This is a genomic window from Acinetobacter pittii ATCC 19004 = CIP 70.29 (genome assembly GCF_000369045.1).
Taxonomy (GTDB): Bacteria; Pseudomonadota; Gammaproteobacteria; order Pseudomonadales; family Moraxellaceae; genus Acinetobacter; species Acinetobacter pittii.
In genome coordinates this window covers 859,648-875,051 of record NZ_KB849786.1, presented here as the reverse complement: position 1 = coordinate 875,051, position 15,404 = coordinate 859,648, and the positions used below count along the sequence as shown (strand labels likewise).

The following is a 15,404-nucleotide window of genomic DNA, read 5'->3' as shown; positions in this document are numbered from 1 at the left end:
ATACGCAAAGTTAAAAATTTCAGACAAAATATAAGCGGATACAGTATACACAAATAAAAATAATTCTTATTATCATTAATAAATTTAATTTTACTTTAAAAAGAAATACGTAATCTTTCCCTCAATATTTTAGTTTTTTATTATTCTGTTCTGTTTTCCCTTATACTTCTCTTTTTTGTGTCTTCCCTTAACTTATTATGGCGTCCCCGCAATCTCCTCTTTCCACACCTCAACATTACTCTCTCTTTTTAGCAATTTTCTCACTCGCTGTAGGTGGTTTTTGTATTGGAACCACTGAATTCGTCGCAATGGGACTGATTCAGGAAATTGCAAATAATTTAAATATTACAGTACCTGAAGCTGGTCACTTTATTAGTGCTTATGCATTGGGTGTAGTTATTGGTGCTCCTATCATCGCTATTCTCGGAGCCAAAGTACCTAGAAAAACTTTATTGCTCGGCTTAATGCTGTTTTATGGTGTTGCGAATGCCTGTACTGCTTTAGCTCATACACCTGAAACTGTTCTAGTCTCACGTTTCATTGCAGGTTTACCACACGGAGCATATTTTGGAGTCGGTGCGTTAGTTGCAGCTGAACTAGCGGGTCCGTCAAGAAGAGCTTCTGCAGTTGCCCAAATGATGATGGGGCTTACAGTCGCAACAGTAATTGGAGTTCCTCTAGCAACTTGGTTAGGCCAAAACTTTGGTTGGAGAGCAGGTTTTGAGTTTTCAGCAACTATTGCTTTCGTCACTTTAATTGCTGTTGGCTTCTTTGTACCCAATATCCCAGTTCAAGCTACTGCCAGTATAAAAACTGAAATAGCTGGCCTTAAAAATATCAACATGTGGTTAACACTAGCAGTGGGTGCAATCGGTTTTGGAGGCATGTTTTCAGTTTATAGCTATGTCTCTCCAATTTTGACCGAATACACAGAAGTTAATATCCAAATCGTTCCTATCGCTTTAGCTATCTGGGGTATAGGTATGGTTATTGGTGGTTTAGCGGCAGGATGGCTTGCAGATAAGAACCTCAACAAAACTATAGTGGGTGTATTAATTAGCTCAGCTATCGCTTTTGTTGTCACTAGTTTTTTAATGAGTAATATCTATACTGCCATCGCATCTTTATTTTTAATTGGCCTCACGGTAATGGGGTTAGGCGGAGCATTACAAACTCGTCTAATGGATGTTGCAGGTGATGCCCAAACTTTAGCTGCCTCACTCAACCACTCTGCCTTTAATATGGCCAATGCATTAGGTGCATTTTTAGGGGGCTGGGTACTCAGCCACCAAATGGGTTGGATCGCTCCAATCTGGGTAGGTTTTGTTTTAAGCCTTGGCGGTCTGATTATCTTACTTATCGCATTTGCAGTAGAAAAAGCCAGCAAAAAAGCTTAATTAAACAAAAGGCTAACTTATTATTTCTAATCAGTTAGCTTTCCACCACAGTGCGGGCAATAACATTTTTTCTCTCGAACCGTCTCTTCTTCCTCTAATACTTTTTCACGCATAATTTGAATAATCAGGTTATGCGCTTGCTCTTTTGGCAATCCTACTTTTTGACGGACCCGCTCTATTTCAATTTCATCATGTAAAATATCAATACCTCGTGCTTGAAGTAGCTCACGAAACTCTTGCTCTAGTCTCTGATTCCGTTGATTAAGCTCATTTGCAAGTCCAGACGCCAAAATACCAGCAGGCAATGCTGCAATACCCACACCTAAAATAGTAATAAGCGCCCCTAATAACTTTCCTAGGCTAGTTACAGGAGTGACATCGCCATACCCCACTGTAGTTAAGGTAACCACTGCCCACCACATAGATTTAGGTATTGAGCTAAAAGCTTCTGGCTGAGCTTTGTTTTCAACCACATAAATTCCAGAAGCAGTCATAATAATCATGATAATTAAAATAAAGATAACTGCTTGAAAAGATCCCTTCTCGCGTTTAATCACACATAACAATATCTGTAGTGAGATAAAATAGCGTGTTAATTTTAATAAACGAAGTAGACGTAAAATCCGAAGCATACGAAGATCGATTCGTACAAAGAAATTCAGGTAAGCTGGCAAAATTGCCATCAAATCAATAATTGCTTCCCCACTTTTCATCCAATTCAAGCGAGTTTTCCATGCGGATTGTGTCGTATCTCGATCTGCAACACTCCACAACCTTAATAAATACTCAATACTAAAAATTGCGATTGAAATATTCTCAAAGTAGTCAAACCAAATACGATAATTTGAGTACAAATCATTTACTGTTTCTAATAAAACAGCAGCGACGTTACCAATAATTAAAATAACTAAAAAATAGTTAATGCATTTACTTACCGTCGTTTCATAGTCATGGTTATGAAGATTATTATAAAAAAACTTACGTAATCCCTTCCAAGCTGAATTATGCATATTGATCTGACCACTTAATATTGTAGATATAGTAAGCTCATCGCCTCTATTCACCAATATAGTCTTTAACAATTTTTGTTTTACTTACCCCAATATTTGAGCCTTAAATTTTTTCATCAATTCGTGGCTACACATCGAAATTCATTCTCTTCCCACCACATCACATCATAGATGCCTGGATGCGATTTTAAGATAATATTTATATAATTTTGCAACATCATAATATGATGAGTAATATCAATTTTTCTAAATAGAAATTTTCTTAAAATCGGAGTATTTGGAGAAATAAAAATTGCGAATCCATTACTATATTCTTCATAGACACTTATTCCAAGATACATCGTTATTTCAGCTAAGGGAATCTCAATTTCCCACCCCCAGGTTTCACTATATAACTCTACATTTAAATGATATCTATTCTTTAATATACTAAAAATATATTGTGCAATATCTTCAGTTTTTTGAACTAAAATACCACCTTCATCAGCATAAGTTTTTTGGTCATATAATTGATAATCATCAAATTTAAATTCAACAATTGTCTTTAGCATTCTTAAGTTCCCTATATAAAATACTCATATTTTTTTAATTATTTTCAAGTTCGTTCGAATATTTTAAAACAAAAATCAATTTAATATCTAGAGTAATATTTATTTTTACATTTTCATTAAATAAAATTTGATCTATTTATTATTTTCTAAGTCTAATAATGTACAAAGTCTCATTTAAAATAAAAAGGAGCTGAATAATCAGCTCCTTTTTTTACTAAATTGACGTATTAAGTCAATTGAGCAGCTTGGATTTTCTTAGTATCAACTTGATCAGCTTCTTTAGTATATTCGCTCATCTTGTCGAAGTTTAAGTATTTGTAGATGTCAGCAGAAGCGCTGTCGATTTGCGACGCGTACTGTTGATATTCTTCTGGGCTTGGTAATTTACCAAGAACCGCAGCTACAGATGCAAGCTCAGCAGACGCTAAGTAAACGTTAGCACCTTGACCTAAACGGTTCGGGAAGTTACGAGTAGAAGTCGATACACATGTTGTGTTCGGCGCTACACGTGCTTGGTTACCCATACATAATGAACAGCCAGGCATCTCTGTACGTGCACCAGCACGACCATAGATGTTATACAAGCCTTCTTCCATTAATTGGTGCTCGTCCATACGAGTTGGTGGAGCCAACCATAAACGAGTAGACAATGAACCACCAGGTACTTTATCTAGTAACTGACCAGCTGCACGGAAGTGACCGATATTCGTCATACAAGAACCGATGAATACTTCATCAATTTTGTCGCCTTGAACGTCAGAAAGAAGTTTCGCGTCATCTGGATCGTTCGGGCAACAAAGAATTGGTTCTTTGATGTCAGCAAGATCGATTTCGTAAACTTTTAGGTATTCTGCATCAGCATCAGCTTTTAACAAGCTTGGGTTATCTAACCACTTCTGCATGTTTTCAGCACGACGAGCAAGTGTACGTGCATCGCCATAACCTTCTGCGATCATCCACTTCAACATCGTGATGTTAGAACGTAGGTATTCAGCAACTTTCTCTTCAGAAAGTGTGATTGAACAGCCAGCAGCAGAACGTTCAGCTGACGCATCAGAAAGTTCGAATGCTTGCTCAACAGTCAAGTCATTTTCCATTTCTGATAAATCGATCTCAAGGATACGACCAGAGAAGATATTTTTCTTACCTTTCTTCTCTACAGTTAAATCACCCGCTTGAATTGCGTAGTAAGGAATTGCATGTACAAGGTCACGTAAAGTGATACCAGGTTGCATTTTACCTTTAAACTTAACAAGTACAGATTCAGGCATATCAAGTGGCATAACACCAGTTGCTGCTGCGAACGCAACAAGACCAGAACCCGCTGGGAATGAAATACCGATTGGGAAACGAGTATGTGAGTCACCACCAGTACCTACTGTATCTGGAAGTAACATACGGTTTAACCAAGAGTGGATAATACCGTCACCTGGACGTAAAGATACACCACCACGGTTCATGATGAAGTCAGGTAATGTATGGTGAGTTGTTACGTCAACTGGTTTTGGATACGCAGCAGTGTGACAGAAAGACTGCATCACTAAGTCAGATGAGAAGCCCAAGCATGCTAAGTCTTTTAACTCGTCACGAGTCATTGGACCTGTTGTATCTTGAGAACCAACTGTAGTCATTTTAGGTTCACAGTAAGTTCCTGGACGGATACCTTGACCTTCTGGTAAACCACATGCGCGGCCAACCATTTTTTGAGCTTGTGTGAAGCCTTTGCCAGTGTCAGCAGGTTGTACTGGAGTACGGAATAATGTAGAAGGTGCAAGACCTAATTCTTCACGTGCTTTAGCAGTTAAACCACGACCAATGATCAAGTTAATACGACCACCAGCACGTACTTCGTCTAAAAGTACTGGAGTTTTAAGATCTGCTTCAGAGATTTGCACGCCATCTTTAAAAGCAGTTACTTTTGCAGCAGCATGGTCAATTTTCAATACTACTTCGTCGCCCATGTTCATATTAGCAACGTCGATTTCTACAGGTAATGCACCTGCATCTTCCATAGTATTGAAGAAAATTGGAGCGATCTTAGAACCTAAGCACACACCACCGTCTTTTTTGTTTGGAATGTGTGGAAGTTCATCACCAAAGAACCAAAGAACAGAGTTAGTTGCAGACTTACGGCTTGAACCTGTACCAACAACGTCACCAACGTAAGCAACTTGATTGCCTTTAGCGATAAGTTCTTTAATTTGGCTTAATGGACCAACTTCACCTGGTTTTTCAGGGTTGATACCATCACGCTCGTTTTTCAACATTGCATTTGCGTGTAATGGAATGTCTGGACGGCTCCAAGCATCTTGAGCTGGAGACAAGTCATCAGTATTTGTTTCACCAGTTACTTTAAACACAGTGATTTTGATTTCTTCTGGAACGTCAGGACGGCTAGTGAACCATTCTGCTTCAGCCCAAGATTGTAAAACAGCTTTAGCAGCTGCATTACCAGCTTTTGCTTTATCTGCTACATCATGGAATGCATCAAATACAAGAAGAGTTTTCTTTAATGCTTCAGCAGCTAAGCCTGCAAGTTCAGCATTGTCAAGAAGTTCAACAAGTGGTGCTACGTTATAACCACCTAGCATAGTGCCAAGTAAGTAAACTGCACGTTCTTTAGAAACGAGTGGTGAAGTTGCTTCGCCTTTTGCAATCGCTGCCAAGAATGCTGCCTTTACGTAAGCTGCTTGGTCAACACCTGCAGGAACACGGTTTTCAAGCAAATCTACCAAGAACGCTTCTTCGCCTGCTGGTGGATTTTTTAATAGTTCAACAAGCTGAGCTGTTTGAGCGTCATCAAGTGGCTTCGGTGGGACTCCGAGTGCGGCACGTTCTTCAACGTGTTGGCGGTAAGCTTCTAGCACGGTGTTCATTCCTCTTTTTTTGAAAAATTACTTGCAAATTCCAGCTTTCTTAAAAGCTTCACAAGTAATATGGACTACAAAAGTTTACTAGAGTTCAAGGTAAAAGTTAATGAGCGCGGGGTGTTTCTCCGTGATGCCCATTATTTTGTATCTAAATACCTATGTTCAAATAATGAGCATATTGGGTAAAATTGAGCTATTTTTAAGCAAAAAGAGCTTCAGCCAGATGAAAATTCAATAACCTCATCCACAATTAGAATGATTTATATTTTGGCATTTTGTCATGAGGGGTTGCCAAACATTCATTCATCATTTGCTTTCTAACTTTTTCTTGGATTGCTTGAGGATCTTTTGTCAGTTCTTCTTTTGGAATTGCATAAACTTTTTCAATAACATTAAGAATGAATTTTTTAGTTATCTCATCTTCAATCTTATTTGCATGCTCAACTGCCTGCGTTTTTTCAATTGCTTGCTGACGATCAAAAACAATACTTCTTGCAGCATTTCCTACGCTAGTACAAAAGCCATGCCACTGCTCTTCTGGTGTTAATGGTTTCTTTTCTGAACAACCCACAAAGAGCAAACTCATTGCAATCAATAAAATCTTTTTCATCATTTCACTACACTAATTATTGCTGTCCATATCATACGGAAAATCATCGTTTTTGCCAAAACTGCTATAAAAAACCGAGATCAAAAAATCTCGGTCTTTTGTATTAAGCATTAGACATGCCTGTTTCATGTTTTGGATTAATTAAAGAATTTAATATCCGTAGGTGTTGATATTTTTGCTGCATCGCCAGCTGGTTTTAAGGTGCCATTTTTTGCATCAAAACGGAATAAACTAATATTGTTACTATAAACATTGGTTACATATAGATATTTACCAGATGCATCAAATGAGAAGGCACGTGGTTCAATACCATTCGCTTTATAAGCAACTGGCTTAGCTAGCAATCCATTCTGTTGGATTTTAAATACTAAAAGTTTGTTGTCTGCACCTCGATTGGCAGCAATCACATATTTACCATTTGGGCTAAGGATAATTCCACTCGCACTCTTAAATTCAGGTGTTTTATCCTCGTGGATTAGTTTTAGCTCAGCCACTTTTTTCAAATGACCATCTTGCACGTTAAATGTCACAATTTCACTTCGCATTTCTGCGGTAACATACGCATGTTTACCATTTGGTGAAAAGACCATATGACGCGGGCCAGAACCATGCGTAAAAGTTACATCGCGGTTAGTATCCGCTTCAAGTGGCTGAGCCTTGTTCGGGTTATAATGAAATGTATAGACTTTGTCATTTCCAAGATCGCTAGCATATAAATACTTACCATCTGGACTGAAAGTTGTCGAATGAGCATGACCACTTTCTAGGCGACCTTTAACGTGGCCAGAACCTTCCTCAAAAACTATATTTTGTACTTTTTCACCCAAATGGCCATTTGGTAAAATTGGCAAAACAGCCACACCACCACGGCCTTTATCGAATGCAGAATAGTTCGATACAAACAGGAACTTACCATCTAAACTGATTGTTGCATGTGTTGGATGTCCACCATGACTATCCACAGTGTTCAACACTTCCACCTTTCCGTTTTGAATAGATAATGCAGTCACCGCACCTTCGTTTTCTTCATTAGTGGTATATGCAAAACGACCATCTTTCGATTTCACAATCCAAGAAGGACTTTTCATTTTCAGCACTTTAACAGGAGTTAAAGTTCCATCCTTATTCACTTGAAGCTGGTACAAACCTTCACTGGCTTGTTTTGGTTTTTGCGCAAGCGGTGCATTAGGAATTGATGTCCATGTTCCTACTAAAGCAATTTGTTGTTGTGCAGCATTTACGGTGGAGCACCATCCAAATGACAAGAGCGTCAATGACAATGTTGCTGTTAATTTTTGAATTAGGCCACGATATTTAACGTTGATATCGTTTTCCTTGCCATTTTTAATTTCAACATAAGTATCTATATTCACTACTATATCCTTGAAAAAAACCACCTTATTTGCATTTATCAACAAGGTATATCAATCTAATTTCATTTAATGTTTCTGAAAACTAATTTATAAAACAGCAATTTTCAAGTGAATTTTCTTTAACCAATACCTATCCAAGGCTTCTTTACTCTTAAGAGAAGCGATACTTTAGATGATAAACACTCAACTTTTTTAAATGTTATGAAGACGTTATTAAATTAAAAGCCCACAATAGTGAGCTCTTAATTCATTCATTATTAGTTTCAACTAACTAAAAGCGCCAGTTGTAGAAAAGATCGATTGCTCTTTCTAGAGATTGACTTGCTTCTAAATATAAACGTCGATTCATTTGATAACGTAAAGTGAGTTTGTTTACAGGAGTAAACACTCCAACACCATAGCGAATAAACAGATCTGGTGTGATATAACCCGTTAAACTCACTTGCGTATCATCACCTGTACCTTGTGCATCTAAAGCTAAACCGCTCAAACCAAACGTACGTCCAATCTGGTTAGTTAAAGCACGTGTACCACCCAAGCCCATACTAATACCCGCAGCAGCAATGGTGTTGTTTACATCAGATTTAAAACCTTCTGCATTACTCAAGCCACTCGAACCTTCATTAATACGACCCGTAACGAGCGCGTTCAATGCTTCTTGCTCAGATAGACCTGCATCGTTATAAACCTGAATGTTTGGTGATGTCGCAGTACCCGTAACACGTACGCCAACCATGCTTCCCTGAACATTTTTGTTCGCATCGATATCTAAAGTCGGGTTAGCCAATGGTCCATTAAAACGGGCAATTGCTCGGTTCAAGTCTAGACTTTGTCCATAAGCTTCAATTTTCACTTTTTGGCTGACACCAATCGCTCCATTAGCTCTCATTGCAGTTTCATAACCACGTTGGCTTAAGTTTAGACGACCAACTAATGGAATATTACTGTTAAAGCCTTGGAAGATAACTTGTTTTCCAATATTAACAGAAATATCAGCTCGAATATCCCAAGGTTTAGCGGCCCGTAAAATTGCAAGTGGATCTTGACCTTGGCGCACAATGCGAACATCTGATGAAGTATTAATAATTGGAACAGTCGTTTCTGGCATTGAAATACGTGCACGAGGAACATCTACTGATCCTTTTAAGCTTAAACGCTTATCAAAAGGATACATATCAAGTGTCAGATTCGGGTTGGCAATTGCTGTAATTAATGGCGCTTGACGTACCAGTAAATTATCACCTTTCAGATTTAATTGAAGGCGCGGCGCATCTTTCCACTCAAAACTACCTTTAAGCAAGCCTACACCTTGCCCACTATTAAACGCTCCATCAATTGTTGCCATATCCTGACGAATTGATGAATACACCTGCACATTGGTTAGATTCACTGGCAGAGAAATCATGCTGATCGCACCATTCTTCAGGCGCATTTCACCAGTAAATTGAGGTTGAGTTAATGTACCGTTGACTTTACCAGCCAAGGCTAACGTCCCACTCATTGAGCGAACATCTTGAATAAATGGTTTCAAGACTTTTAATTGAACATCATTAAAGGCCACTTCACCATGCATTGGCATTGATGACTGGAATGGGTTGATAATAACGTTCGCGTAACCCGTACCAATATCTGGTGTTTTCACATCAACACGAAATAACAGACCCTCTGATACACTTTTTGCAATTACCCCTAACTCATCATAAGCCAAAGTCGTTGCAGGATCTTGTGGATCTTCAGCAGCTAAACCGATTTCACCTTTACGCGTAATTAAACGCGCATCAAGTTTTGGATTACCGCCATTTACCCACGATGCCTTAGCGTAACCATTTAATTGTCCAGTCATCGCTAAGCCTTCTGGCATAAATGCCGCGAAATCACTTAAGTCCATGTTCTGAGTTACAAAGGAAATATTCCCTCGTGCTTTACTCACTCTTACAGGCTGATCAAAACAGAGCTGACTATTGGTACTTTGCCAGCAATGTTGGCCCACATATAGCTCAGATTTCGCAGAAGAAAAAATTACTGGAGCATTTTGATTTTGTGCCAGACGAATTCGTCGTGAATCAAAACTTCCTTTCTGAATTTGACCTAACCAATCATTCTTTTGGTTAAACCCGCCTGCCAGCTGAACATAGAACTTGGAAACACTATTATTGCCAAGTACTTTTAATAAATGTGCTTTTCTTGTTCCTGTCAAATTCACTTCAGCGGACTGGATTTCTCTATTTCCGCTACGCAGATTATTTAATTTTGCGGTTAATTGAGTCGGTGTTGTTTCCGATGTTGGAAGCTCACCCTGAATACTCAATCTCTTCACACTTACGAGTGTATTAAAAGCAAAATTATCTACGGCAATATTGGCTGTTGCTTTTAAACGTGGTTGTGATTGAACATTCAAATCACCATAAGCTCGACCACGCAGTCCCGGATATAACTCGTAGAGTGCTGGCGCATTCAGCTTAATTTTTAGATTTTGTGCATTGCCAGTAGCTTGTAGCTGGTTCTGTCCATACACTAAAAATAAGTTATTTGCTTCAAATTGCTGAGGTAAAAAGCCATTTTGATTGGAATCCATCAATAGAGATAGATTACCCTTACCCCGAACAGGTTTATTATTTAAAAAGCCTGCAAGATTCAATTGCTGAATATTAATTCGCTTCAAGTGATCAGACCAAACCCCTTGAGTTTTCAGATTTCCTGAAATTTCACCTTTAACAGTTGAGGCAAAATATTGAGGCTTAAAGCGTACTAATGAACTATTAATATCCCATGCAATGCGGTCTTTTAAATTGACAGAACCAGTAGCATAGATTTTTCCAGCCACACCATCATGTTGTAACTGGCTAATTCGAATAAAATCTGGCGTGCCCGCTATAGAAAACTTCAACAAACCATTTGCCTGTTTTAAGGCTTTTAAAGACCCGTCATAATTAACCGCAAAGCCTTTAAAGCCGCCACCAGCTTTAACATCATGAAATAATAATGCTGCTGTACTTTTTCCACCTAAACTTACAGTTTCTTGACCTGCTTGAGCCAATCGACCAGTTAAATCAATTTTCTCAAACTGAATAATTTGCTGGTTTGGTTTAGCGAAACCATTTGCCTTAATCGAACCGTTTAACAGATTAACTGGCGCTGCTGCTTGAATACTTTGCGGATTAAAATCGTTTGCATTTAATAAAGCATTCCAAGCCAGCTGACGTTTTTCAGTAGGTAATAAAACTTTAGCCTGACCTGTTAAGCTACCTTTTTCAGCAGCAAAACTAAAATTAGGCACATTTAAGATATTATCTTTAACATTCAGGTTGGCTAGATATTGTCCTGCTGGCAATAAAGTTTTTTCATGCTGATATACTTTTGTAGCAACCTTAATATCTTGTTGACCGTCACGTAATGTTAAATCGACTTGACCATTATCACTACTTAACCATCCAATATAAGGCATTGCACGGTCTATATTCGCCCACGCCACATTCATGAGCATTGGTTGAGGTTTATTATTTTTTTCAGGCGCCTGATTAAGCTTGAGTTTCCAAGACTCATAACGGTCAAAATCAACGTTAGCAAATACTTCTGTGCCTTTTTCCAAAGAACCAGTTGAAGCAATAGCAGCATCTAAACTTGGCGGTAAGAAGTCTTGAACCACCTGAGGAATCGCTTTGTCTTTAGGATTAATGCGATCTAAACGACCTTTGATGTCCCAAGTCACATGATCTTTCCAATTCACCAGACCTTTAAGATTAACGGCACCTTTCATAACTTGGCCATTAAAATCGGTAATATTAAGCTGATGAACTAAATCAGTATTCATTAAAGCGTTGTACTGACCTTCAGGTAAATTCTCACCCTTTAAATCTGTATCAAGTGCCAAATTAAGCTGTTTAATATCACCTTGAAACTTAATCACACCATTTTTTGCAAATAGTTTTTGTTCTTGTAGCAAAGGTAAATGATAGTTTTTTAATAATAGTTCACCTTGCATTGGAACTTCATCGCGAACAGGATGCAATATTACCCAACCTGTTAATAGATCGGGAGTGGTTGTTGCAACCCCAGCTTTTATAGTATCTAAACTTCCCCGAGCAGCCACTTTAATATTTTGAATATTTAGACTTTTTAAAGATGGGATTCTTAAATCTGCTGTGGCATCTAATGGATATTTACCACTGAAATCCATTTTACCTGTTGCGTTATGGACTGAAAGATAGCCCATATCCATACTAGATTTTTCAAATTCCAGTTTGGTCTCTGACCAAAGTGCATCCTGCAAATGAACGTCATGAAAACTTACATCTGAGGTTGCCAACTTAATTTCTAAATGATCAACATCACCTTCATCTACGCGTAAAACAAAGGGTAACTTGATTGGTTTAAATTCAAACGGTTTACCAGAGGGCGGAGTTTTATTAATAATACGTAAGTTGCGTACATCTGCATGGCTTAAATGCACTTCTTTTTCTAATAATAAAGAACGCCATCCTAAGCCTACATCAGCTCGATCTAATGAAACATCGACATCTTTTAATTGCACCAACACATTTTTGAGAATAATGCCTCGCAATAAGTTGCCGCCTTCATATTCATATTTAATTATTTTCTGAGCTTCTAAAACTCGATCTAATAAAAAACGGCTTCCGCGATCCGTTGACATCATGATGACTAACGAAGAAGCCAATAATAACAATATGATCAATATCGTCAGCAAGAAGCTACGCAAAATGCGACGCTTCTTCTTAGGAGAGCTTGGTGCCGAAGTGGGCTGCTGTTCTACTTCCGCCATAAAATAAACCTAATAAAATTTTATTTTTAAAGTTGTGGGCCTATAAAGAAATGTAAACGAATCGGATGGTTCTCATCTGAAATACCCGAAGCGACATCTAAACGGATTGGCCCAATTGGAGACTTCCAGCGAATTCCGACCCCAACACTATAAGCTGCTGGATTACTGAAATCTTTATCGTAAGCATTACCAAAGTCAGAGAAAACAGCTGCTCGCCATCCATCTTTGAACTGATAGTTATATTCTAAAGAACCTACAGCTAAAGCTTGGCCCCCAATTTTATATCCATCTACTTCTGGAGAAAGACTTTTATAGTCAAATCCACGAATCGTTTGGTCACCACCCGTAAAGAATCTAAGATTGTATGGAACTTTGTCAAAGTCATCTGTAAAAATATAACTAAGGTCAGATCTTCCAACAAATTGGTGATCATCATTTTTACCTAGAGAATAAATAAATCTCCAGCCTGCACTCGCAATCGCCATATTGGCATCTGAGAGTAAACTCTCACTGCCTAATTCTAATTTATAAGTTTGTTTAAAAGCTTTTGTTGGGTTTAAACGTGTATTACTTGAGGTTTTAGATGTTTCATAACTAAACAATAATGCTTCTTGCTCAGATGCAGCTGTTTTAAAAGCATCTGGTAATTCAGAAATATCAACATTACCTTTTTGGGTCAAACGATCTAAACGATAACGAACACCAATAGTATGCTGCCAATTACCTAATGGACGTTTGATTATACGCTCACCGCCCACAACAGCAGATTCGGTTAACAGGCTTACATCCGGACCAATATCATCCCGTGTTTCACGCTCATAACCGCCAACGATATTGAAATAGTCATTTAACGGATGTTTATAGGGAATACTATATCGACCATCAATCGATTGACGAATTTCAGAAACTTCTAAGTTGGCATCAAAAGAATGACCATATTTATTTACGATAGAACGGCGATATTGACTACGTAAACGCGCCCCCGTATCGGTTCCATAACCAATACCAGTTTCCAAACTATTTAGCTTGTCAGCATTTAAAGTCACAATAACTGGAATTCTTTTTGTTTCACGTGCTTGAGCTTGTAAACGATCCTGTTCAGTTTCCTGTTCATCATGCTGAGCTGCGGCGCTTTGCAACATTGCAGTTTGAGGCTCTGCCTGTTTCGCATTTTGTGTTCCGGCAAACTGTTTTTCATCGACTACGTTCTGCGTAACTTCTTTATTGGATGTCGCTAATTGACGTGCTTTCGCAAGTTGTCGTTGTTCTGGTGAAAGTAAATTAGACTCATCAACATCAATATTTTGTTCATCCACCAAAGCTTGTAAATCTGGTGGTAGCTCAAGTGGCTTTTCAATTGGGTCTGGTTTAATACTATCAACCAAGGTGTAATTGAAATAACGTGAGTTGGTTAGGTTATTTGCGAGCACATTTACACGCCAGAAGGCATAGTCATCACCCTCTTTCCAAGGCGCCATACTTTCTAAGATATTTTGGTTTAATGGCAAAGGTTTCGAAGGATCACTCATACGAAACTCGACCTTGTCTAATTTATAGCGCTCACCAGTCTCGTAGCGTAAATTGATATCGGCCTTATTTTCTGGCTGACTTACTTTTACATCATGCAATCGCCAATAAGCATCAAAATAACCATTATTAGATGCGGCATCAACAATACGGCTTTTAGTGGTTTCATATAAACCGTGGTTAAAGATATCACCCACATCTTGATCGGGAACTAAACGAATAACCTGAAATTGCGGCTGCTTTTCGCCTGGACCGGTAAACTCAATATTTTGCTCATTAATTCGTACTGGTTCATTTGGTGTCACTCTGACACGAACACGACTCGGACTTAATTTTTCAAATCGGAACTCAGCATTATAGTAGCCAACAGCTTGAGCAGCCTGATTACTTAATGTTCTAAGCTGAGGTAAAGCAGCATTGAAGTCTTCAAATGACTCTTGGGTAAATGTTGAAAGCTTACCTTTAATATTTTTAGCCAACACATCTGAAGCACCTTCTACCTCTGCGCTAATACGCGGTACTTGTTCCATCGGAATTGCACGTGGCGGACGTACTTTATTTAAAATACGCTTAAAGAAACCAACTTGCTCAGGCGGTTCTTCGGCCTCTGGTGTCAATTCAGGTAGTGTTTTTCCAGTCTCATTGGCTTCCACTACAATCTTACTATCAGACTTAATCTCTTGCATAAGCTGATCAATATTTACTGGCGCCTGATTAATTTGATTTAATTCAGATTGAGTTGCATCGCTTACAGTAACTTCGGGGAGTTTCTGAGTCCCATTTTGAAAGTTCTGTGCTTCATTCTTTGCTTCTTCCGCTACCCTATAAATTTCATTTGCCATATTTTGATCAACAGGCATATCGGGTAAATCTTCAAGGTTATCAAGAGTAATTGGCTTAAATTCATCAATTTGATTTGGAAATTGTTCTTGTTGTTGCAATATAGCCAAGCTATCTTGTTGCTGCTGAGCTTGGGTTACAAGTGTAGCGATATCTGTAACTGGAGCAGTATATTGCTCATTAACCTGAGCTGACTGTTCAGTTGACTCCTCAGATACTGTCTGGTTTAAAGTTGTTGATGAACTATTCTCAACAGAAGTTTGAGCAAAACTTGGCGTTACGCAAACGCTTAACAACAAGCTGCTACAAATAAGTTTAGGAATGCCCTGCATTTTTAAAATTAAATGCATAGAATGTGAGAGAGTTGACTGTTTAAACTTAATTTTAGAAGGCATAGAAAACTCTAGACTTATTTTTTAATAAAACGCACCAATGTGAGTGTAAAA

At 38.3% G+C, this 15,404-nt stretch carries 8 protein-coding genes; 1 reads left to right on the top strand and 7 read right to left on the bottom strand.

Annotation, left to right across the window (positions count from 1 at the left end; translation table 11 throughout):
* The first annotated feature begins 197 nt into the window (after positions 1-197).
* A complete protein-coding gene (locus tag F928_RS08240; RefSeq protein ID WP_005073644.1) occupies positions 198-1,397 on the top strand; it encodes an MFS transporter in 1,200 nt (399 codons plus the stop codon).
* A 26-nt stretch (positions 1,398-1,423) separates the two neighbouring features.
* Here F928_RS08240 and F928_RS08235 read toward each other — a convergent pair whose 3' ends face one another.
* From F928_RS08235 to ytfM, 7 genes are all read right to left on the bottom strand, one after another.
* Entirely contained in the window at positions 1,424-2,407 is a 984-nt protein-coding gene (locus tag F928_RS08235) for an ion transporter (RefSeq protein ID WP_005073642.1), read from the bottom strand.
* A 116-nt stretch (positions 2,408-2,523) separates the two neighbouring features.
* The gene (locus F928_RS08230; protein WP_002119709.1) at positions 2,524-2,958 is read right to left on the bottom strand and encodes a hypothetical protein; all 435 of its coding nucleotides are present in this window, start codon (positions 2,956-2,958) and stop codon (positions 2,524-2,526) included.
* Between the two features lie 227 nt (positions 2,959-3,185).
* Positions 3,186-5,825 (bottom strand): bifunctional aconitate hydratase 2/2-methylisocitrate dehydratase, encoded by a 2,640-nt coding sequence (gene acnB / locus F928_RS08225; RefSeq protein ID WP_002119674.1) that lies wholly within the window; start codon positions 5,823-5,825, stop codon positions 3,186-3,188.
* A 253-nt stretch (positions 5,826-6,078) separates the two neighbouring features.
* Positions 6,079-6,441 carry a hypothetical protein gene (locus F928_RS08220; protein WP_005073636.1) on the bottom strand — a complete coding sequence of 121 codons (363 nt, stop codon included), beginning with the start codon at positions 6,439-6,441 and terminating at the stop codon, positions 6,079-6,081.
* A 134-nt stretch (positions 6,442-6,575) separates the two neighbouring features.
* Positions 6,576-7,811 carry a lactonase family protein gene (gene ykgB / locus F928_RS08215; protein ID WP_005073631.1) on the bottom strand — a complete coding sequence of 412 codons (1,236 nt, stop codon included), beginning with the start codon at positions 7,809-7,811 and terminating at the stop codon, positions 6,576-6,578.
* A gap of 271 nt (positions 7,812-8,082) precedes the next feature.
* Positions 8,083-12,591: a translocation/assembly module TamB domain-containing protein gene (locus F928_RS08210; protein WP_005073626.1), complete on the bottom strand. Its 4,509-nt coding sequence runs from the start codon at positions 12,589-12,591 to the stop codon at positions 8,083-8,085.
* A gap of 26 nt (positions 12,592-12,617) precedes the next feature.
* Positions 12,618-15,353, bottom strand: a complete 2,736-nt coding sequence (ytfM, locus tag F928_RS08205) for an autotransporter assembly complex protein TamA (RefSeq protein WP_002119628.1) — start codon at positions 15,351-15,353, stop codon at positions 12,618-12,620.
* Positions 15,354-15,404 lie beyond the last annotated feature (51 nt).

What these genes read in the sequence shown, in the direction of transcription:
- F928_RS08240 (WP_005073644.1), top strand. Translation starts at nt 198, where the DNA reads ATGGCGTCCCCGCAATCTCCTCTTTCCACACCTCAACATTACTCTCTC.
- ytfM (WP_002119628.1), bottom strand. Translation starts at nt 15,353, where the DNA reads ATGCCTTCTAAAATTAAGTTTAAACAGTCAACTCTCTCACATTCTATG.
- F928_RS08235 (WP_005073642.1), bottom strand. Translation starts at nt 2,407, where the DNA reads ATGCATAATTCAGCTTGGAAGGGATTACGTAAGTTTTTTTATAATAAT.
- F928_RS08210 (WP_005073626.1), bottom strand. Translation starts at nt 12,591, where the DNA reads ATGGCGGAAGTAGAACAGCAGCCCACTTCGGCACCAAGCTCTCCTAAG.
- F928_RS08220 (WP_005073636.1), bottom strand. Translation starts at nt 6,441, where the DNA reads ATGATGAAAAAGATTTTATTGATTGCAATGAGTTTGCTCTTTGTGGGT.
- F928_RS08230 (WP_002119709.1), bottom strand. Translation starts at nt 2,958, where the DNA reads ATGCTAAAGACAATTGTTGAATTTAAATTTGATGATTATCAATTATAT.